A 21153-nucleotide genomic window follows, 5' to 3' on the forward strand; every position below is an offset into this window, starting at 1 on the left:
GCGTGATCATCGAGACGCCGCGCCTGCGGCTGCGCCCGCACGCGCTCGAGGATTTCGACGCGATGCGGGCGATGCTGCGCGACCCCGACGTCATGCACCACATCGCACCGGTGCTGCCGAGCGAGGAAGACGTCTGGAACCGGCTGCTCCGCTACATCGGCCATTGGCGCGCGTTCGACTTCGGCATCTTCGCGGTGATCGAACGCGAGACGGACCGCTACATCGGCGGTGCAGGTTTCGCCGATTTCCGCCGCGGGCTGGGCGACACCTTCCAGACGTCGCCCGAAGGCGCCTGGGTCTTCGCGAAGGAAGCCCACGGCCGCGGCATCGCAGCGGAAGCCACGCTGGCGATGCACGACTGGCTCGACGCCCAGCCTTTCGGCGGTCGCAGCGTGTGCATCATCGGTCCGGGCAACACGCGCTCGCGCCGACTGGCCGCAAAACTCGGCTACGTCGAGACGGGAGCCGCACAGTATCGCGGCGAGACCACTCTGACCTTCGAGCGCCTGCGCGGCGACTGAACTCAGGCGTCGCGACGGCTGTCGTCGCTGCCCAGCGCCTGGTGCTGGAACAGGCACATCCGGATCGCACTGCGATAGCGGCCGTCGCTGAAGAACTCGTCGACGAGCACACCTTCGCGCTGGAAGCCCAGCGATTCGTAGACATGGATTGCCGCGGCATTGTCGACGTCCACCAGCAGGAACAGCTTGTAGAGGTTCAGCACGCGGAATGCGTAGCTGATCGCCAGCGCGGTCGCCGGGCGCGCATAGCCCCGGCCCTGGTGCGCGGGCGAGATCATGATCGCGAACTCGGCGCGCCGGTGCAGGTGGTCGATCTCGACCAGTTCCACCATGCCCACGCGCGTATGGCTCCCGTCCTCGACGATGAAGCGGCGCTCGCTCCAGGACCTGCTCACCCGATCGGGACGTGTCCCGCCGCGACTGAGCGCGTTCGGCGCAAGGAAGAGCGAGGGCGCTTATGCCGATAAGCAACCGAGTGATGACGCAGTGCCGGACGCGCTCAGTCGCGGCCCTTCGGGTTGCCGCATCCGGCGCCCAGATGCCCGCGCACCACTCGAACAGGCAGCCGGCCTGTCGCTTCGCGGCGCGCGAACCTCTAGACGCCGGATGCGCCAACGGGACACGTCCTGACCGGGTGAGCAGGTCCTTCGTGGATGTGCTTGCGGAACAGTTCCTCGAGTTCCACGAACGACTCGTAGGGCTCCTCGAACCAGTAGCTCATCACCGTGCGGTTGTTGTTGAGCTCGTGGACGAAGTGCAGATCGCCGCGTTCGAGCGGGCGCAGCTGTACTGTCGTGGTCTCCGGCGTGGGCGCCGTGGCGGCGTCGGTTGTGTTCATGCGCACAGCCTACGCCGGCATGTTGACGACGGGCGTGGTGTCGTCACGTCGGCTTTCCGCAGCGCTGCCTAGCCTGCGTCGACATCCCCCACCGAGGAACCGACATGCCCATGCTCCGCATCCGCCTGACCGGCAGCGACGACACCGCCCGCGCGGTGATCAATCTCCTGTCCAGCGTGGAAGGCATCGAACACGTCGAGGAAATCGACGACCTGATGTCGCACATGGACGATGCCGATTCCAGCTCCGCCGGCCTGAGCGACGTCGCCGGACCGAAGATGCACGAGATCGAGGTCGAGGTCGGCAACGCCGCGACCGAGCGCAAGGTCCGCGAGGCGATCGAGGCACTCGCTTTCGATCTCGATGCGGTGGTCGAATTCGAGACCGAAGAAGAAGGCTGAGTGTCGCGCCCTCCCCATCTCGAGGGAGGGCCCGGACGCTGACGCTGGCGCTGCCGCGTGTATGCGCAGCAGCGCGTCGGATCACGCCGCCGGCGGCAACCCGTCGATGAATGCCACCATGCGCCTGCGCTGGTCCGCGTCCGGCAGCCGCCCGCGGCCTGCGCCGAGGTTGTCGATCAGGTTCGACACGCGGCTGGTGGCCGGCGTCACGCAGGTCACCGCGGGATGCGACAGCACGAACTTCAGGAAGAACTGGCCCCAGCTGGTCGCGTCGAAGTCCGCGGCCCAGTCCGGCAGATCCCGTCCCTCGACACGGTTCCACAGCCGCGTGCGTCCGAACGGGGCATAGACCAGCACACCGATCCTGCGCTCCGCGGCCAGCGGCAGGATCGTCTCCTCGACATCGCGGTTGTCGATCGCGTAATCGACGCCGATGAAGTCCAGCGGTTCGTTGCGCATGGTCTCGATCAGTCGCGGATACGCCGGCTTGCTGGTCGAGGTCACCCCGATGTAGCGCACGCGCTTCTCGGCCTTGAGCGCCTTGAGGATGCCGAGCTGCGTCGGCACGTCGCCCAGGTTGTGGACCTGGATCAGGTCGATGGTCTCGCGCCCGAGCCGCTCGAACGAGGCCTCGATCTGCGCGCGGGCGGCGGCCGGGTCGGCCTTGGCGTCCGCCTCGCGCCCCGCCACGTTGACCTTGGTCGCCCAGAACACGCGATCGGAAATGCCCAGACGCTGCACCGCCTTGCCGGCGACTTCTTCGGATGCACCGTAGCTGGGCGCGGTGTCGAACACGGCGCCGCCCTGCTCGACCAGCGCGCGCAGCACGTCGTCGAGCGCCGAGGCGTTGTCGCGCGCCGTGGAGGAAAACGTGGCCGAACTGCCGAGACCGACGACCGGAATGCGCTGGCCGCTGGAGGGAATCGCACGCGTCAGCAGCGGTGCGGGCATGGCGGCGAGCAGGCTGCCGGGCAGCGCCAGCGACAGGCCGGCACCGAGGGAAAGTTTCAGGGCGTCGCGACGGGTGACCATGGCGTTCTCCTTGCATGGATGACGCAGGTCCGGGCCTGCATCGTGGGCCGGCGCGACGGTGCGCGGATGCGCGGCGCGTCCGGAGTGCCGGCAATCGAGCGGCCTGGCCGAGTCTGCAGCAGGCCACCACGCCGGGCAACCGGCGCAGGGGCGTCCCGATCAGCCGCGACGACGGCGCCGCCACAGCGCGCGCAGCGCGGCGAACAGGATGAATCCGACCAGCGCGAGCGGCAGCAGGAACGCGGTCGCACGGATCGTCCACGCGGTGCCGGTCGCCAGCGTGGCGCCGAACTCGCGGAACGCGGCGCCGATCTCGCTGCGGCCCTGTTCGCCGTCGCGCCCGCGCAACTGCACGGTCAGCAGCTGCGTGTCGATGCGCTGGCGGTAGCGCGCGCCCTCTCGCGCGGCCGCTTCGAGCTGGGCCTCGGCGGCGGCGATGCGTTCCGACAGCGCGATCATGTCGGCCACCGACAGGTCGCCGCGGGCCTCGAACGCCTGCAGACGCGCCATCTCCTTCGTGAGGCGATCCTGTTCGGTGGTGTTGTCGCGCACCACCACGGCCAGATCCTCGGCCCGCGTGCTGCGTTCGCCGGTGTCGCCGCCTTCGGCCGCGAGCGCGATCATCGGTTCGATCGCATCCGGCGCCATGCGCATCACCGCACGCGCCTGCGGCCAGTCGCCGGCCGACTGCTGCGCTTCGATCAAGGTGCAGGTACCGAAACGCGCGTCGCTGCAGGCGCTGCGGATGGCCTGCAGGCGCGGCGCGATCGCCGCACGGTCGAGTTGCACGCCGACCGTGTGTTCGTAGGCGAGCAGCGCGCCGTTGGCGTCACCCACCGCGGCGGCGGCGCCTTCGGCGTAGGCGAGCCCGCCCGCGTCGGACGCCTTCTCCTTGTAGGAACACGCGGCCACGAGCAGCACGGCGCACAGCGCGATTCCGGACCGGACATGCGTCCGGGACATCCGCGGGCCGCGCATCAGAAACGCGCGCCGTCGACCTGCACGATCTTCAGCGTCGCGAGATCCAGACCGTCGATGCAGCGCACGTTGACGCAGGCCATCTCCGCACCGTCCGGGCCCGTGCCGCGACTGTAGGGCGCGATACCGCAGGTCGTGCAGAAATGATGCGCGATCTTGTGGGTGTCGAAGCGGTAGGTGCCCGGCGTGCCGCTGCCGGTTTCGCGCAGCGCGGCCGCGGGCGCGAAGGTCAGCAGACCGCCGCGACGTCGGCACATCGAACAATTGCAGTCGTAGACCTCGGCGATCTCGCCGTCCAGCTCGAACGCCAGACTGCCGCAGTGGCAGCGCCCCGTGTGCGTCATCGTCGTCTCTCCGGTGATGCGGCGAGGTTATGCGATCCGCGGGTCCCCGACAGCGTCGGTCGGCCCATCCGCGCACGCCCCAGCGCCCACAGCGCGGCCGTCACGCACAGCCAGGCCAGTGCCCAGGGCCACGGACTGCCCGGTCGCGTGGCGGCGCTCGAGGTAGCGGCGGTGTCGACGTCGCGTACCAGCGCGCGGGTCGCGGTCTGCAAGCCGGCGGCCTGCAGGCCCGGGGCCTCGTCCCGTGCACGGACCAGAACCGGCCAGGTGCCCGAGGCCTGTTCGATGCGATGCCAACCGGCGACGGTCGGCCAGACGCCCGCGCAGCCGTCGGCGCCGGGGTCTGCGACCGGCGTGATCACGCGGCGGTCGGGCGCGTGGATCCGCGCATCGGCGTCTAGGCCGCAGACCGCCAGACGCGTCCCGACGCGTGCATCACCATCGAATCGCGGTGCGCGCGCGGCCCCCGCGCGTGCGAGCGTGCCCGCCCAGCCGCTCCACAGCGCCGCGTGCAGATCCGCGCGTCCGGCCAGCGGCAGCTGCCAGCTGTCGGCCAGGGTGACCACGCCGATGCGCCCGCGTCCCAGCGCCTGCCAGCGCATCATGTCGCCCGGTGCCGCGTCTTCGCCGGCGACGCCGCCCGTCAACGGCAGGTAGGGCAGCACGGGCGGCGCTTCGCCGGCCAGCAGCGGGTCCAACGGCGCATCGTCGCTGCCCAGTCCGAGCCACGCACGCAGCTGCGCGACGTCGGCCGGGCCAGCGTCGGGCTGCCAGTCGCGCGCACGACCGGTGTCCACCGAAAGATCGGCGCTGCGCAGCCAGGCACGCAGCGTCGCCGAAGGCGGCTGCGGCGCATGCACCAGCACGCCAAGACCGTCCCGGACCGCCGCCGACAGCGCCGCGCGCGCGGCGGGACCGAGCGCATCGAATGCGCGCGCATCGAGCAGCAGCAGGTCCTGTCCGGCCAGCGATCCGGCATCGAGCGCGGGCGCATCGCCGGCACCGGCCCCCGCGCCGAAGCTCGCGCGCCAACGCAGCGGCAGGCCGGCATCCTCGGCCCAGCGTCGCAGGGCGCGCAGATCCGGATTCGGGCTGCCGGCAAGCAGCAGCACGCGTGGTGCGGCGGCGGCGCCGACGACGACCGGCACCTGCGCGCGATCGATCACCGCGTCGTCCGCATCCCGCACCACCACCTCGAACACGGTCGCGCCGGCGCCGCGCGCGGTGGCATCCAGCGCGAAGTGCCCGGTGTCGTCGGCCTGCGTCACCGCGACCACGCGGCCGGCCGGATCGGTCAGCGTGATACGCGGCGACTCGACGCCCGCGACACGTCCGCGTACCTCGAACTGCGCGCCCGGCCCAAGCGGGTCAGGCGCCACGAGTTCGACGATGCCGCGCGGCAACGCCGGCTGCAGGACCGACAGTGCGCGTCCGTCGACCGCGTCGCGATCGCGCGCCACCAGGCCGTGGCCGACGATCACCAGCGCGCGTGCATCGGGATGTCGGCGCAGCGCGGTCGCGAGATCGGGCATGCGCATCGCGCCGTCCGGGACCGCGTCTGCTTCCGGCAGGGCGATGACGTGCGCGGCGTCCGGCCGCGCGAGCCCTTGGGCCCCCGCGGTCAGCACCAGCAGTGTGCCGGGTGCGACCGGCACCGGCGGCGGCGCGAGCGTGCGATGGAGCAGGAATGTCGAGAGCGCAGTCAGTGCGAGCAACGCCACGGTGCGCCATGCGGCGGGGCGCGCTTGGGCAGGCGCGCGCAGGTGGGCCACGATCAGGCGCAACATCGCGAGCACGCTGCCGGCGACGAGCACGATGCCGAGCCAGTGCGTGGGCGTCATGGCGTGTCCCCGTACAGGGCATCTAGATACCGCGTCCCCATCGCGTCGATGGCGTCGCGCCGCAGTGGTGTCGGCAACGGACGTTGCACCACGCGCCACAGCTGCCCGCGCAGCGCCTGCCGGCACGTGACGCAGGCGGCATCGCGCCGCAGCGCATCGACCGCGGCCAGCAGCGCCAACGGGTCGTCGACCTGGCGCGGATGCGCCTGCGCCCAGGCGACCAGCGCGGCAAGGTCCGGCGTGTCGTCCCAGGCGAGCGCACGCCAGGCCGCGGCCGGCGCATCGTCGCGCTGCAACGCCGGTGCCGGCACCGTGCGCGGTGCGATGCCGTCGCGATCGCCGCCGAGCCGTCGGGTCGGATCGACCGGCGGCAGGGACGTGCCGACTCTCGCCAGATAGATGCGATCGGCCTGCTGCACCTGCTTGATCAGTTCCAGTGCTCGGTTCGCGGGCCCCAGCGCGTCGCGCGGCGCGGCCTGGCGCAGATGCAGTTCCGACTGCCACATCTCGCGCAGCGCGGCGCGCAGGATCTCGCGGGTCTTCGGATCGAGCAGCGTCGCCGCCTCGGGCAGATCGTGGGTGTGTCCGAAGGTCGCGAGCACATCGTCGGCGCGCCCGAAGGTCGTCGCGTCCTGCGGCGCGTGGTCGTGGTCGTCGTGCGCGTCGTCGTGCCCCTGCGCGGACGGCGGCGAACCGGCGTCGTGCGCGTGCCCGTCGGCCTCGGGCGCGGACGGTGCGTCCTGCTGCCCGAAATCGTCGATCGGCAGCGCCGGTCCGGCGGGCGCGGCATCCGCGGTCGGCGGCGGACGGCCGCCGCCTTCCGATTCCTCGCCGAGGAATTGTCCATAGCGAAGCCGCAGGATGCGCTGGTCGACGCCGAGCGCGTCGGAGCGCGTCTCGAAAACGTCGCGGGCGATGCGCGGCTGCGCGGCGATCAGGGCCTCGGCGTCGATGATGATCTGGCGCTGGCTGCGGAAGTACGCCGGCAGCACGTCGCGCGCGAGGCCTTCGAGACCATCGGCATCGATCGGCGGAGGCGGCGGCCAGCGCAGGATCAGGCTGGCACTGCGCGCCGCTTGCGGTGCGGGCACGCGGTTGTCGCGGACTTCGAGCTGCGCGACCAGATCGCCGCCCTCTTCCAGCCCGAGCGCGACCGGGTCGAGCGTGGTTTCGAACGTCATCGCGCGTCGCTCGCCGCGGCCGCGCAGCGTGCGCGTGGTGTCTTCGAAGGTGATCGCCTCGCCGCTGCCGCGGGTGACGGTGATCCGCAACTGCGCGGTGGGCGCCAGTCCGTGATCGTCGCTGGCCTCGAAGGCGAGCGCCCAGGCGCGCTGGCCGCGCGTGTAGCTCGACAACGTGGCCTCGGGCGTGCGCACGCGCACCTCGGGCGCGCGGTCGGGGACGGCATCGAGCCGCCAGGGCTGCGCACGCGCGATCACGTGATCGGTGTCGCCATCGACGGCGATGCGGTACAGCCAGGACTGGTCGAGCCGCAGGTTTGCCGTCCAGTCCTCGCCTTCGCGCACGAAGGCGATCTCGCGTTCGTCGTGCAGCCGCAGCGCGACGCGCTGCGGCTGCGGGTCGAAGCGCAGCGTCCAGCGCAGCGTCGCGCCCGCCGGCGCCTGCGCGTCGAGTTCGGTCTGCGTGCGGGGCGACTGACCGGTATAGGCCGGCGCTTCGATCCGCAGCGACTGCGCCCGCAGCACGGGCGACATGGCCGGACGCATCTCCGCAGCGCCCGGGGGCAACGCGCCCGGCAGCGACGACGCCACTGGCCACGCAAGCGCGGCCGCCACGACGAGCCCGCCCACGATCCACGCGGGCAGCAGACGTCGCCACGGCAGCGGTGCGGTCGGTGGTGTCCAAGGCGTTCGGGCGAGGCGCTGTTCGAGACGTTCGCGCTGCAGGCGCTGCAGGGGCCGCAGGTGCGACGGGTCCGCGAACAGCAGTGCCGCGCTGTCGTCCATGTCCGGACGGGTGCCGTCGAGCGTACGCACGAGCCATGCCGTGTCGTGCGCACGCGCGCGACGTGCGCACAGCGCTGCGATGAGCAACAAACCGGCCGCCGCGACGATCGCCGTCCAACCCGTTCCCAGGAAACGCCAGGCGATCGCACACGTTGCCGCCAGCAAGGGAGCAGCGAACAGCACCACGGTCGCCGTTCCGCGGCGTTGCGCGCGGCGGCGACACGCGTGCAGGTGCGCGACGCCACTCATGCGACGCGATTCCGGCGCGCCGAGGCCGCCATCCAGCGCTCCAGCGCGAAGACCAGGGCGACCAGCAGCGCCCACCAGGGCCGCAGGTCGCGCGGTGTCGCCGGCCACGCGTCCACGCCGGTATCGGGCGTGAGATCCGCGGCGTGGATGCGCGTTGGCGCGGGCGCATCGCGCAGCAGCACACGCAGGCGATCCGCGAATGCCGGGTCCAGCACCGCGGCTTCGGTCGAGGCATCCAGCGCACGCGTCGCGCGGATGCAGCGCGTGCCGCCACAGGCGCCGCGCTCGAACAGCGCATCCACCGGCTGCGGCGCCCAGTCCGCGCCCATGTCGGCAGCGGGGCCGAGCAGCACGACGCGCCATGCCGCCGCGTCTCGCAGCTGCGCCGGCAACGCGCCGTCACCCCACCACGCGATGACGGCATCGGCGCGCGGTGCGTCGCCCGGCGATGCACGCCGCAACGCATCCGCATCATCGGGCCGCCATGCGCGGGCAACCGCCTTCAGCACGCGCAGCGCGGGATCGCCCGTAGCGATGCCGAACACATCGATCCGCGGCGGCAATGCTGCCGTGGACGCCTCGACGGGCGCTGCCGGCACGATGCGCCAATCCACCAGACGCGACAGCGCCACGCGTCCACCATCCACCGGTGCGACCGTCTCGGGCACGACGACCGTCAGCGCGGTTGCGGCCGGCAGGCTCATGTCCAGCTCGCGGAGCAAGCTGGAGACGCTGGCGACGTCCGCGGTGTCTGGCGCGTCGGCGGTCGCTTCCGGAAAGCCGGGCGCGAGCCAGCGCACGTTCGCATCGTCGTCCGCGACATCGGGTATCGCGTCTGCGGTCACGCCCGGTACCACGACGGTCCAGTGCGACGGCGGCGATGCATCGTGCTGCACCGGCCAGGCCAGCCACAGTGCGAGCAATCCAAGCAGCAACAGCCGCACCAGCAGCAACGGCCAGTCGTCGAAGCGCAGGCGCCGCCGCGGCCTGGGGCGCTCGCGCAACCAGCGCAGCGCGGCGAACGGCGTGGGCCGCGTCGCATCGCGCCGCGCCAGGTGCAGCAGCAGCGGCAGCAGCAGCGCGACCAGGGCCGCGAGCGCGGCGGGTGCCAGCAGACCGAAGCCCATCACGCGCGTTCGCCGAACAGATTGCGCAGCACGGCATCCGGCGGCGCGTCGGTCCACTGTGTAGCGAGGCGGATACCGGCTGCCGCCAGTCGCGCGGCGAGTGCGCGCGAGGCGGCCTCGAAACGTGCGAGGTAGTCGGCGCGCAAGACGGGCCCGTCCCCAAGCAGCGATTCGCCGGATTCGGGTTCGACGAACCGGCGTCCGTCCGCGAACGGAAAGTCGCGCTCGTCGGCGGTCAGCACCCGGATCGCGATGACCTCGCGACCGGCACGCGCCAGCTGCACGAGTTGCTCGACCGCGGCGTCGTCGAACCAGTCGCCGATCGCGACGACCAGATCCCCGCGTGCGATGCGCCCCCACGCCGGCGCGAGCGCGGTTGCATGCGGCCATTCTCCCCGCGGGTCGACCCGATCCAGCGCGTGCCGCAGGCGATCGCGCTGCCGCGGCCCGATGCCCGGCGTCTCCAGCGCCACGCCCGCACCGCCGCACAGCACCAGACCGCAGGCATCACCTTGGCGCTGTGCGATCTCGTACACGCAGGTCGCCAGCAGCCGCCCCACGTCGAAGCGCCTGCGCGTCGGCGCGGCCTCGTCGGCCTGCGCCATCGATGCGGTGGTGTCGAGCAGCACCCAGGCGCGGACGGGGCTATCGCGCTCGGCCTCGCGGACGAAGAAGCGGTCGCTGCGGGCGTAGAGCTTCCAGTCGATCTGCCGCGGTTCGTCGCCGGACTCGTAGGCGCGGTACTGCGCGAACTCCAGCCCGCTGCCGCGATTGCGGCTGGCATGGTGGCCGATGCCCTGCCGCCCCGGCGCGTGTCGCGGTCGCAGGCGCAGCGTCGCGAGCAGCGACCGCAACGCGGGCGACAGCGGATCGCCTGCCGCGGCAGGCATCGGCGCACTGGATGACGCGTGTGCCATTGCCGGCGTCAGCGCCCCGGTGCGGGCAGCGCGCGCAGCAGCCCGGCGATCACCGCGTCGGCATCGACCTGCGCCGCTTCGGCGGCGAAGGACAGCACCAGACGATGGCGCAGCACCGGCGCCAGCAATGCGGCGACATCGTCGCGCGTCGCGCCCAGCCGGCCCTGCAGCAGCGCACGCGCCTTCGCGGCGAGGACCAGGGACTGGCCGGCGCGCGGGCCGGCGCCCCAGCGCACGTAGTCGCGCACGATCTCGGGCGCACCCTCGCCCGGGCGCGTCGCGCGCACCAGCGCGGTGATCCACGCCAGCAGGTCGTCGCCCACATGGATCTCGCGCACCAGGGCCTGCAGCGCGAGTACGGCCCCGGCATCCATCACGCGCGGCACCTCGGCGTCAGCCGAACCCGTCGTGCGCGCGAGGATCGCCTGCTCCTCGTCGGCGTCGGGATATCCGAGCGAGACGTGCAGCAGGAAGCGGTCGAGCTGCGCCTCGGGCAGCGGATAGGTGCCGGCCTGCTCGATCGGATTCTGGGTCGCCAGCACGAAGAACGGCCGCGGCAATACGCGCGTCACACCAGCGTGGCTCACGGTGCGCTCGGCCATCGCTTCCAGCAGCGCGGCCTGGGTCTTGGGTGGCGTGCGGTTGAGTTCGTCGGCCAGCAGCAGCTGCGTGAACACCGGGCCTTCCTGGAAGCGGAAGTGCCGCTTGCCGGTGCCGTGGTCTTCCTCGAGCAGTTCGGTGCCGAGCAGATCGCTGGGCATCAGGTCGGGCGTGAACTGCACGCGCCGGAAGCCGAGATCCAGCGCCTGCCCCAGTGTGCGCACCAGCAGCGTCTTGCCCAGGCCGGGCACGCCTTCTAGCAAGACGTGTCCGCCTGCGAGCAGCGCGACCAGCAGCTGTTCGACCACATCGGCCTGACCGACGACCGCGCGTCCGATCGCCTGGCGCAAGGCGTCGAGTTGCGCGAGTCGCGCCTGCAGGTCGGCTTCGGTGGGAGCGGTGACGGTCATGCGTAGATTCCTGTGGGAACGCGCTCGCGCGCGGTCAGGCGGTCCCGGTGGAGCGCGATCGCGCACAAGCGCGCGCCCACGGGAGACACAGTCGGGGTCATGCGCTCAGGGCGTACATGACGATGTTGACCGCGAACTTCGTGTTGTCCTCGGCCAGGAAGCGCTTGTTGCGCCAGTCGTAGTCCCACTCGCAGCCGTAGTCCTTGTTGCTGTAGAGCACGGCCAGGCGCCCGTCGATCGTGATGCCCTTGAGATAGTCGTGCACCAGATCGTCGCCCCAGCCGTTGAGCTCGAAGCTCGTCGCCGGCGGGCCGTCGGGGAACTGGAAGAAGCTGCGATAGATCGCGTGGTCGTTCGGCAGCTTGCGCAGCGCCGACGCCCCGAAGATCGCCGCCATCTGCGCCTCGAAGGACTTCGCGAACAGACCGTCGATGTCGTGGTTGCAGTCGTCGGCGAACACGAAGCCGCCGCCGCGCACGTAGCGCTCGAAGTTGCGCCGCTCGGCCGGGCTGAACTCGACCAGCTTGTGCCCGGCCATGTAGCAGAACGGCGAGGCCAGCATCTTCGGGTCCGACAGCGAGACGACACGCTCTTCGGGATCGACGCGCAGATTCGTGTAGTCGATCAGCGAGGTGATGACGTTGGACGGCATGCGCTGGTCGACATCCCAGTTGCCGGACTCGTAGCGCAGGCGCGTGAACCAGAAGTCATAGCGCGCTGATTGCGCCACAAGCGGAGGCAACGCGAGCGCGGCGGCGCTGCCGAGCAGCAGTTGCAGCGAAGTCCTGCGCTTCATGACAGGTCAAGGCGCGTTGCGCGGCATCGATGACCACCACCGCGCGTCGGGAGGACCACCACCGCATGCCCCGCGCGCTCGACCACGCTGCGACTGCCCGCTTTTGCCCTGGACATCACGCGGTGCGCAGGCCCGATCGGGGCTGCGCACCGCGGATAGGCCCCTACGGCTGCGCGCTGCAGTGTTCATGGCTTCACGCAGCGTCGCGGCGCACCGGAATCGTCAGACCGCATCCGACAAGGACGTGAAGGTGAAGTCCCGCAAGCGCATCGGCGGCAGCATCATCACCATCGACGACTCGTCGCCGCCCACGCGCACCGGTCGGCCCAGCTCGTCGATGTTGTTGAGCATGATCACCGGCGACTCGTTGAAGCGGAAATTCTTCACCGGGTGCTTGATCTGTCCGTTCTCGATGTAGAACGTGCCGTCGCGGGTGAGGCCGGTCAGCAGCACGGTCTGCGGATCGACCATGCGGATGTACCAGGTGCGCGTGACCAGGATGCCGCGGTCGGTGTCGCGGATCAGGTCGGCCGTGGTGCCCTCGCCGCCCGACATCAGCAGGTTGCCCGGACGGCCGACCGCGCGCTTGCCCTGCTGCTGCGCCCAGAAGCGCGAGTAGTCGAGGTTGGCGATCTTGCCGTTCTCGATGATCGCCATCTTCTCGCGCGGCAGGCCTTCGCCGTCCCACGGCATGACCGCCGCTTCGGGGTGCCACGGATCGGCGATGATGTTGACGCGCGGGTCGTAGACCTGCTCGCCGAGCTTGTTGCCGCCACCGCGCTTGGACAGGAAGCTGCGGCCCTCGTCGGCGGTGCGCGCATCGAAGAAGCGCATCATGAAGCTGATCAGGCCCGCGGCCGCGGCCGGCTCCAGGATCACCGTGTACTTGCCGGGTTCGAGCGCCTTGGCTTCGGCCGAATCGCTGGCCTTGCGCATCGCCACGCGGATGTCGCGGCCGGCGTCGAAGGCGCTGGCGTCCTTGAGATTGCGGCCCACCCAGCCCGAACCGCGGCCGTCTTCGGTGCGCACGGTGCAGGTGTAGTTGAAGTTGGTCGCCTGCTGGTAGCCGAAGTTGCCGTTGCTGTTGGCGAAGGCGACGAAGCTCCTGCCGTCGTCGAGGAAGCCGGCGGCGATCAGCTGCTCGGCCCGGCACGGGGTGATCGAACCGGCGGCGACCTGCGCGCGGAATTCCGGCGTGATCGCCGCGGTGGATTCGCTGAAGGTCGGGCTGGGGCGGTATTCCTGCTTGCCGATGGCCGGCAGGAATTCCGGGTTCTCGGGTGCGAGTCGCGCGAGGTCTTCGGCGCGCTTGACCACGCTGCGCAGCGAGGCCTCGTCGAAGGCGTTGATGCTGGCGGTGCCGACGCGCTTGCCGAACGCGACCTGCACCGCGAGTTCGGCGTTGCTGACGAGCCCGCTGGTGGACACGTTGTTGAGCGCGAACCGGATGTTGCCGTCGATCGAGCCGGCCAGCGTGGCCGTGCATTCGTCGGCGGTGGACAGCGCGACGGTCTTCTCGAGGATCTCGCGCGCCTGGGCTTCGGTGAAGATGGTCATGGAAGAGGCTCCTTAGCCGAGCGAACGCGCGGTGTTGATGACGTTGATGCCGTTGAAGCGCGCGGTCGAGGACCCGTGCGACACCGCCGACACCTGGCTGGGCTGGCCCTTGCCGTCGAAGAACGAACCGCCGAGACGGTAGTCGCTCTCGTCGCAGATCGCGACGCAGGCGTTCCAGAATTCCGGCGTGCGGATCTGGTAGGCCACGTCCTCGATCATGCCGGTGATCGCACCGTTCTTGATCTCGTAGAACAGCTGGCCGCCGAACTGCGCGTTGTAGCGCTGCTGGTCGATCGAGAACGAACCGTCGCCGACGATGTAGATGCCGTCCTCGACGTCCTTGATCATGTCCGCCACGCTCAGCTTCGCCTTGCCAGGCGCCAGCGAGACGTTGGGCATGCGCTGGAACTGCACGCTCGACCACGAGTCGGCATAGCAGCAGCCGTCCGACTCGGTCTTGCCGAGGATGTGGGCCTGATCGCGGATCGCCTGGTAATCGACCAGCTTGCCGTCGGTGATCATGTTCCAGCGCTTGGTCTTGACGCCTTCGTCGTCGTAACCCACGGCGCCGAGGCTGCCTTCCTGGGTCTTGTCGGCGAACACGGTGACCAGATCACTGCCGTACTGGAAGCGCTGCTCGCGCTTGTCGAGCGTGGCGAAGCTGGTGCCGGCGTAGTTGGCCTCGTAGCCGAGCACGCGGTCGAGTTCGAGCGGATGGCCGATGGCTTCGTGGATCGTCAGCCAGGTGTGCGAGGGGTCGAGCACGAGGTCGTAACGGCCCGGCTTGACGGTCGGCGCCTTGAGCTTCTCCTGCGCCTGCTTGGCGGCGGCGATCGCGTCCTCGCGCATGTCGTAGGACTTGCCGTAATTGACGACGCCGTTCGGCGAAACGACCTTGCCCGACGCGGCGCCGTCCAGATATTCGTAGCCCATGCCCATCGGTGAGGACAGGCCGCTGCGGGTGCGGAACTTGCCGCTGGCCTTGTCGATCGCGGTGACCGTCATCGGCGCCCAGATGCGGTGCACGTCCTGGTCGATGTAGGAACCGTCCGTGCTGGCGAAGTACTTCTGTTCGTTGACCAGGAACAGCGTCGAATTCACGAAACTCGCGCCCGCGCCCATCGCCGCGGCGTTGACGCCCAGCAGCAGCTCCACCTTTTCGGCCACCGGCACTTCCATGCCGTTCTTGGTCAGCGGCGTGCGCCACGACACCTCGCCGACGCCCGGCGCCGGCGCCAGCTGCACCGGCGCGGTCTGCACCTTGGCGTTGGCCATCGCGATGGCGGCCGCCTGGCGCGCGGCCTCGGCGACGCCCTGCTCGGTCAGCGTATTGGTCGCCGCGAAGCCCCAGGCACCGCCGGCGATCACGCGCACGCCGACACCGATCGATTCGGTGCTGACCACGTTCTGCACCTTGTCCTCGCGCGTCATCACGAACTGGCGCAGGTAGCGGCCCACGCGCACGTCGCAGTAGGTCGCACCGGCGGACGTGGCGGCGTTGAGGCCGGCGTCGGCCAGTCGCTTCTTGAAGCCGACATCGAGCGTGGACATCAGCTGCTCGGCGGCGATGACCCGACCGAAGACGGCAGGCAGCATCAGGCCGCCCGCGCCGACACCAGCGAGGGCGAGGAAGTCGCGTCTATGCAAGGGAGCTCTCCCGGATAACGGGTCCACGGCGATCGCGGACGGGGTTGGCGAAGGCGGCAACGCGTCCTGCGGGGCCGTCCCGATTCTTGCCGCGGCGGACGCACAGCGTCCAGTGACTTATGGCATACGCGGACGTGATGCGGGTCGCGGCCGCGCGCATGACAGCGGCCTGGCTGCGACCCGTCAGAGGTTGCGCGCGGTGTTGATGATGTTGATCCCGTCGAAGCGCGTCGTCGCCGACCCGTGCGACACCGCCGAGACCTGGCTCGGCTGACCCTTGCCGTCGAAGAACGAGCCGCCGAGGCGGAAGTCGCGTGCGTCGCAGATCGCCGAGCACGCGTTCCAGAACTCGGGCGTGCGGATCTGGTACGCGGCGTCCTCGACCATGCCGGCGATCTCGCCATCCTTGATCTCGTAGTACAGCTGCCCGCCGAACTGCGCGTTGTAGCGCTGCTGGTCGATGGAGTACGAGCCGCGCCCGTGGATGTAGAGGCCGCGCTCGACGCCGGCGATCATCTCGCGCACGGTCAGCGGCGTCTGTCCCGGCGCCAGCGAGACGTTGGGCATGCGCTGGAACTGCACGCTCGACCAGGCATCGGCATAGCTGCAGCCGTCGGATTCGGTCTTGCCGAGGATGTGCGCCTGGTCGCGCGTGGTCTGGTAATCGACGAGGATGCCGTCCTTGACCAGATCCCAGCGCTTGCACTGCACGCCTTCGTCGTCGTAACCCACTGCGCCGAGACTGCCGGGCTGGGTCTTGTCGGCGAAGAAGTTGACGATGTCGCTGCCCCAGCGATAGCCGTCCTCGCGCTTGTCGAGCGTGGCGAAACTGGTGCCGGCGTAGTTGGCTTCGTAGCCGAGCACACGGTCGAGTTCGAGCGGATGGCCGACGTTCTCGTGGATGGTCAAAAACAGGTTCGACGGATCGAGCACCAGGTCGTAGCGGCCCGGCTTGACCGACGGCGCGGAGAGTTTCTCGCGCGCCTGCCGCGCGGCGTCGACCGCATCGGCGCGCATGTCGTAGGCCTGCGCGTAGGCGATCACGCCGCCGGGCAGCTCGAAGCGCTGCGCAGGATCGGGCGTGAGGTATTCGTAGCCCAGCCCCATCGGGCCGGCGAGCCCGTCGCGCGTGCGGAACTTGCCACTGGCCTTGTCGACGGCGGTGACGGTGAACGGTGCCCAGATCCGGTGCACGTCCTGGTCGATGTAGGAGCCGTCGGTGCTGGCGAAATACTTCTGCTCGTTGACCAGGAACAGCCGCGAACTGACGAAATCGGCACCAGCCACCGTCGCGGCCGCATTGACGTCCATCAGCAGCGCGACCTTCTCTTCCAGCGGCACGGTCATGCCGTTGCGGCGCACCGGCGTCGCCCACGACACCTCGCCCACGCCGCGCACCGGCGCCAGTTGCACCGGCGTGGTCTGGATGCGCGCATTGGCCTTGGCGATCGCCAGCGCCTGCCGCGTGGCGGCGGCGACACCGTCGGGATCGAGCGTGTTGGTCGCCGCGAAGCCCCAGGCGCCGTTGGCGATCACGCGGATGCCGACGCCGGTCGACTCCTCGTTGACCACGTTCTCGACCGTCGCCTCGCGGGTCATCACGTACTGGCGCAGATAGCGCCCGATGCGCGCGTCGCAATAGCTGCCGCCGCCATCGCGCGACGCCTGCAGGGCCACATCGGCGAGCCGCTTCTTGAGCGCCGGATCGAGCGTGGCGGCCAACTCTTCGGCTGCGATCGCGCGGCCGATGCCGCCGGGCAGCAGCAGGCTGCCGAGACCGATACCGCCGAAGGCCATGAAGTCGCGACGCCGCATTGCAGTCTCCCCGCGGCGGGCGCCGCATAGCGTCCGATTCTTCTTCGCGCGCGACGCGGACGTCAAATCGGCAGCTGCCGGACGTGGGAGCGAGCTTGCTCGCGATTCCGGGCATTTGACCGCCCAGGCACTATCGGGATCGCGAGCAAGCTCGCTCCCACCAGAAAGCCCTCGCCACCATCGGCACATGCAGGGCGCGCGCCCCGCCTCTATGCTTGCCCGCTGTCCCGACCGCCGGAAATCCTTCGCATGCGCCACTCCCTGCTCGCCGTCGCCGTGCTGACCGCCGCCCTCGCCGGCTGCAACCGCGAGGCACCGACCACGCCCGCCACCGCGCAGGACGCGCCTGCCGCCACCGCACCGTCGCAGGCCGACGCCGCGTTCGCCGCACTGTCGAAGCGTTACCTCGACGAAGCGATGAAGCTCTCGCCGATCTCGGCTACCCAGATCGGCGACCACCGCTTCGATGCCGAGGTCGATGATCTGTCCGCGGCCGGTCGCCAGGCGGGTCTCGATTTCAACCGGCGTTATCTGGCCGAGCTCGACGCAATCGACTTCGCGCAGCTCTCGCGCGACAACCATGTCGATGCGCTGATTCTCAAGAACACGCTCGAGTACGGCATCTGGGATACCGAGACGCTGCAGAGCTGGGCCTGGGATCCGCAGATGTACAGCGGCCTGGCCGGGGGCGCGATCTACAACCTGATGGCGCGCGAGTTCGCGCCGATGCCCGAGCGCCTGCAGTCGGCGGTCGCGCGCATGGAGAAGATTCCGACGATCCTCGCCCAGGCACGCGAGAACCTCGACCCGGCACGCGTGCCCGCCACCCATGCCCGTACCGTCGCCGCGCAGAACAAGGGCGTGCTGTCGCTGATCGAGACCTTCATCACACCCAATGCCGAGCAGCTGCAGGGCGAGGACAGCGCGCGTCTCGATGCGGCGGTCGAAGGCCTGCGCAAGGCGGTCGACGAGCACCAGGCCTGGCTCGACGGCACCCTGGTGCCGAACGCCAAGGGCGAGTTCCGCATCGGCGCCGAGATGTACGACCAGAAGCTCAAGTTCGCGCTGAACTCCTCGCTGAGTCGCCAGGACATCCGCCAGCGCGCCGAGGCCGAACTGACCCGCATCCGCGACGAGATGTACGTCGTCGCGCAGGCCGTGCTCAAGGATCGCGCGGGCGCACCGGAGACGCCGGCGCAGCCGACCGAAGACCAGCGTCAGGCGGCGATCGAAGCCGCGATGGAAGTCGCCTATGCCGACAAGCCGGGCCGCGACGAGGTCGTCGATTTCGCCAAGCACACGCTGGACGTCGCCACCGAGTTCACCCGCAAGCACGATCTGGTCACCGTGCCGGACGACCCGGTCAAGATCATCCTGATGCCGGAGTTCCAGCGCGGCGTCGCGGTCGCGTACTGCGATTCGCCCGGCCCGCTCGACAAGGGCCTGGACACCTACTACGCCATCTCGCCGATTCCCGACGACTGGAACGACAGCCAGGTCGATCCGTTCCTGCGCGAATACAACAAGCACATGATCCACGTGCTGACGATCCACGAGGCGATGCCGGGGCATTACCTCGAAGGCGCGCATTCGGTGAACCACCCGTCGACGCTGCGCGCGGTGTTCCGCTCGGGCCCGTTCGCCGAAGGCTGGGCGGTCTACACCGAGCGGATGATGGCCGACGCCGGCTATGCCGACAACGACCCGCTGTTCCGCCTGATGCAGCTGAAGTTCTACGCGCGCGCGGTGGCCAACGCGATCCTCGACCAGGGCATCCACGTCGACAACTGGAGCAAGGAACAGGCGATGGACCTGATGGTCCGCCAGACCTTCCAGCAAACCAGCGAAGCGGAGGGCAAGTGGATCCGCGCCCAGTTGTCGTCGACCCAGCTCGCGACCTACTTCGTCGGCGCGCAGGAACACTTCGACGCGCGCAAGGCGGCCGAAGCCAAGGCCGGCGAGGCGTTCAATCTCAAGCAGTACCACGACGCGATGCTCGCCCAGGGCGCCCCGCCGGTGCGCTTCGCGCGTCAGCTGATGCTGGACGAGACGATCGAGTAAGCGTTGCGAACCTGCAACCGACCGCCCGACGTTCCGGCGAACCCCACTACCGTCGCCCCAGCGAAAGCTGGGGCCCACTTTGATCTTCGCGCAATGCCTCGGAATCAAAATGGATCCCAGCTTTCGCTGGGATGACGGGTGGACAATATTGCTGATTGCCGAAAAGAAGTAAGCCCACCTCGTCAGGTCGCGCAGATGTGCCAACAGGGCGATCAGCCGCCCCGCGCTACCATCGCCCCATGCCCACCCGCGCTTCTCTCCGCCGCGCTGCCGCACGTTTGCTCGACCCCCTGTGCAGCATGGGTGTGTGGCTCGGCACGATCTGTTTCGCGGCCTCGCTGACACCCAGCCTCATTCCACGCGACGCCCTGCTGCAGGGCGTGCTGTCGGGTCTCGCATTCGCGGCGGGCTACGGCATCGGCGTGTTCCTGCGCTGGGTGTGGATCTTTCTCGGCCTGCCACGACTGCGCGATCTGGCGGTCGGGCGCATCGCCACCGCGCTGGCGGTCGTGGTCTGCACGCTGATGGTGGTCGGATTCCTCGCCCAGGCCTCGGGCTGGCAGAACGACATCCGTGCGCGCATGGGCATGGAGGCGGTCGCCAGTGCGCGGCCGGTGTTCGTCGGGCTGGTCGCAAGCGGCGTGGCTTTCGTGCTGCTGATGCTGGGACGGGTCTTCGGCAGCGTGGTCTACGTGCTGTCGCAACGCCTCGGCCGGCATCTGCCCCGTCGCGTGTCGCTGATCCTCGGCACCGCGATCGCCGGCGTGCTGTTCTGGTCGATCGGCGACGGCATCGTGTTCCAGGCTGGGTTGCGCGCGCTCGACTCCTCGTACCGCCAGCTCGATGCGGTGGTCGATACCGAGCTCGCGCCGCCGCTCGATCCGGCGAAGACCGGCAGCGCGGCATCGTTGATCGGATGGTCGGGACTCGGTCGCATGGGCCGCGCCGCGGTCGCGGCAGGTCCGACGCAGGCCGACATCGAAGCGCTGACAGGTGCGCCGGCACAGGAACCGCTGCGCATCTACGTCGGCCTCAATTCCGCGCCCGACATCCGCAGCCGCGCCGAGCTCGCGTTGGCCGAGATGATCCGCGTCGGCGCGTTCGAACGTTCCGCGCTGGTCATCAACACGCCGACCGGCACCGGTTGGCTCGACCCGGCGAGCCAGATGGCGCTGGAGTATCTGCAGCGCGGCGATGTCGCGACGGTGTCGATGCAGTATTCGTATCTGGCGAGCTGGCTGGCGTTGATGGTCGATCCGGGCTATGGCGCGGATTCCTCACGCGCCCTGTTCGCCGCCGTGCACGGCTACTGGCGGAGCCTGCCGCCGGAGACGCGGCCGAAGCTGTATCTGCACGGCCTGAGCCTGGGCGCGATGAACTCCGACCTGTCGGTCGACCTGTTCGATCTGCTCGGCGATCCCTTCGACGGCGCGCTCTGGGCCGGCCCACCTTTCCAGAGCCGCACCTGGCGGCACGCGACCCAGGGCCGCGATCCGGCGACGCCGGCCTGGCGACCCTGTTACGGCGACGGTTCGATCGTGCGTTTCATGACCCAGGACGGCGCGCCCGCCGGCAATGCCGCCTGGAACGACACGCGCATCGTCTACCTGCAGTACCCGAGCGACCCGATCACGTTCTTCGAAGCCGGCAGCGCCTGGCGACGACCCGCGTGGATGACCGGCCCGCGTGCGCGTGACGTGTCCGATTCGCTGCAGTGGTTTCCGATGGTGACCTTCCTGCAACTGGGCATGGACATGGCGGTCGCGACCTCGACACCAACCGGCTACGGGCACGTGTTCGCGGCGGACGACTATGTGGATGCGTGGATCGCGACGACGGCGCCGGTGGGTTGGGATGCGGACGCCGTGGCGGCGCTGAAGGCGAAGTTGGCGGCCGAGGGGTTGTAGGGTCGCGACGCGACCGGCCGACCAAGCGTTTCTTGTAATCGCTGCACCCACGCCGTCGCCCCGGCGCAGGCCGGGGTCCAGTGACTTTGCTCGGTTCTGCAAGACGGCGATTTCGGGAGCCACAGCCAAGGCGCTGGATCCCGGC

The 21153-nt window shown here is 69.9% G+C and carries 18 protein-coding genes; 4 read left to right on the forward strand and 14 right to left on the reverse strand.

The genetic code is table 11. From position 1 onward, the window contains the following. Positions 1-2: 2 nt before the first annotated feature. Positions 3-521, forward strand: coding sequence for a GNAT family N-acetyltransferase (locus E2F49_RS06175; protein WP_208004819.1), 519 nt, complete (start codon positions 3-5; stop codon positions 519-521). A gap of 2 nt (positions 522-523) precedes the next feature. Here E2F49_RS06175 and E2F49_RS06180 read toward each other — a convergent pair whose 3' ends face one another. Next, positions 524-916, reverse strand: coding sequence for a GNAT family N-acetyltransferase (locus tag E2F49_RS06180; protein WP_243713472.1), 393 nt, complete (start codon positions 914-916; stop codon positions 524-526). Between the two features lie 200 nt (positions 917-1116). Then, a complete protein-coding gene (locus E2F49_RS06185) occupies positions 1117-1359 on the reverse strand; it encodes a GNAT family protein (protein ID WP_243713474.1) in 243 nt (80 codons plus the stop codon). A gap of 104 nt (positions 1360-1463) precedes the next feature. Here E2F49_RS06185 and E2F49_RS06190 point away from each other — a divergent pair, with 104 nt between their 5' ends. Beyond that, positions 1464-1760, forward strand: coding sequence for a hypothetical protein (locus tag E2F49_RS06190; RefSeq protein WP_055248970.1), 297 nt, complete (start codon positions 1464-1466; stop codon positions 1758-1760). Positions 1761-1841: 81 nt separating this feature from the next. Here the strand turns inward: E2F49_RS06190 and E2F49_RS06195 are convergent, their stop codons facing one another. The 12 genes from E2F49_RS06195 to E2F49_RS06250 all read right to left on the reverse strand — a co-directional run bounded on the left by E2F49_RS06195 (position 1842) and on the right by E2F49_RS06250 (position 17040). Continuing rightward, positions 1842-2792, reverse strand: coding sequence for an aldo/keto reductase (locus E2F49_RS06195; RefSeq protein WP_133393020.1), 951 nt, complete (start codon positions 2790-2792; stop codon positions 1842-1844). 159 nt (positions 2793-2951) lie between these two features. Then, the gene (locus E2F49_RS06200) at positions 2952-3755 is read right to left on the reverse strand and encodes a DUF4349 domain-containing protein (RefSeq protein WP_165971125.1); all 804 of its coding nucleotides are present in this window, start codon (positions 3753-3755) and stop codon (positions 2952-2954) included. Between the two features lie 14 nt (positions 3756-3769). Further along, positions 3770-4114, reverse strand: a complete 345-nt coding sequence (locus tag E2F49_RS06205) for a GFA family protein (RefSeq protein WP_133393022.1) — start codon at positions 4112-4114, stop codon at positions 3770-3772. Beyond that, positions 4111-5955: a carboxypeptidase regulatory-like domain-containing protein gene (locus tag E2F49_RS06210; protein ID WP_133393023.1), complete on the reverse strand. Its 1845-nt coding sequence runs from the start codon at positions 5953-5955 to the stop codon at positions 4111-4113. The genes E2F49_RS06205 and E2F49_RS06210 overlap by 4 nt, the downstream gene beginning before the upstream one ends. After that, positions 5952-8105 (reverse strand): hypothetical protein, encoded by a 2154-nt coding sequence (locus tag E2F49_RS06215; RefSeq protein WP_425481335.1) that lies wholly within the window; start codon positions 8103-8105, stop codon positions 5952-5954. Before E2F49_RS06215 ends, E2F49_RS06210 begins: the two co-directional genes overlap by 4 nt. Before the next feature lie 62 nt (positions 8106-8167). Next, the gene (locus E2F49_RS06220) at positions 8168-9298 is read right to left on the reverse strand and encodes a BatA domain-containing protein (RefSeq protein ID WP_133393025.1); all 1131 of its coding nucleotides are present in this window, start codon (positions 9296-9298) and stop codon (positions 8168-8170) included. After that, positions 9298-10188 carry a DUF58 domain-containing protein gene (locus tag E2F49_RS06225; RefSeq protein WP_133393026.1) on the reverse strand — a complete coding sequence of 297 codons (891 nt, stop codon included), beginning with the start codon at positions 10186-10188 and terminating at the stop codon, positions 9298-9300. Before E2F49_RS06225 ends, E2F49_RS06220 begins: the two co-directional genes overlap by 1 nt. Positions 10189-10223: 35 nt before the next feature. Further along, positions 10224-11225 (reverse strand): AAA family ATPase, encoded by a 1002-nt coding sequence (locus E2F49_RS06230; protein WP_133393027.1) that lies wholly within the window; start codon positions 11223-11225, stop codon positions 10224-10226. 97 nt (positions 11226-11322) lie between these two features. Further along, positions 11323-12021 (reverse strand): DUF4159 domain-containing protein, encoded by a 699-nt coding sequence (locus E2F49_RS06235; RefSeq protein WP_133393028.1) that lies wholly within the window; start codon positions 12019-12021, stop codon positions 11323-11325. A gap of 222 nt (positions 12022-12243) precedes the next feature. Further along, positions 12244-13578, reverse strand: coding sequence for a TldD/PmbA family protein (locus E2F49_RS06240; RefSeq protein WP_133393029.1), 1335 nt, complete (start codon positions 13576-13578; stop codon positions 12244-12246). Between the two features lie 12 nt (positions 13579-13590). Then, positions 13591-15225: a TldD/PmbA family protein gene (locus E2F49_RS06245; RefSeq protein ID WP_165971126.1), complete on the reverse strand. Its 1635-nt coding sequence runs from the start codon at positions 15223-15225 to the stop codon at positions 13591-13593. Positions 15226-15408: 183 nt separating this feature from the next. Continuing rightward, positions 15409-17040: a TldD/PmbA family protein gene (locus E2F49_RS06250; protein ID WP_165971127.1), complete on the reverse strand. Its 1632-nt coding sequence runs from the start codon at positions 17038-17040 to the stop codon at positions 15409-15411. Between the two features lie 249 nt (positions 17041-17289). On the opposite strand from E2F49_RS06250, the gene E2F49_RS06255 reads away from it, so the two are divergent. Together E2F49_RS06255 and E2F49_RS06260 are read left to right on the forward strand one after the other, a co-directional pair. Beyond that, positions 17290-19101: a DUF885 domain-containing protein gene (locus tag E2F49_RS06255; protein ID WP_133393030.1), complete on the forward strand. Its 1812-nt coding sequence runs from the start codon at positions 17290-17292 to the stop codon at positions 19099-19101. A gap of 239 nt (positions 19102-19340) precedes the next feature. Next, entirely contained in the window at positions 19341-21008 is a 1668-nt protein-coding gene (locus E2F49_RS06260; protein ID WP_133393031.1) for an alpha/beta hydrolase, read from the forward strand. Positions 21009-21153: the final 145 nt, after the last annotated feature.

The sequence above is a fragment of the Luteimonas terrae genome, assembly GCF_004358165.1.
In the GTDB taxonomy this organism is placed as follows: Bacteria; Pseudomonadota; Gammaproteobacteria; order Xanthomonadales; family Xanthomonadaceae; genus Luteimonas; species Luteimonas terrae.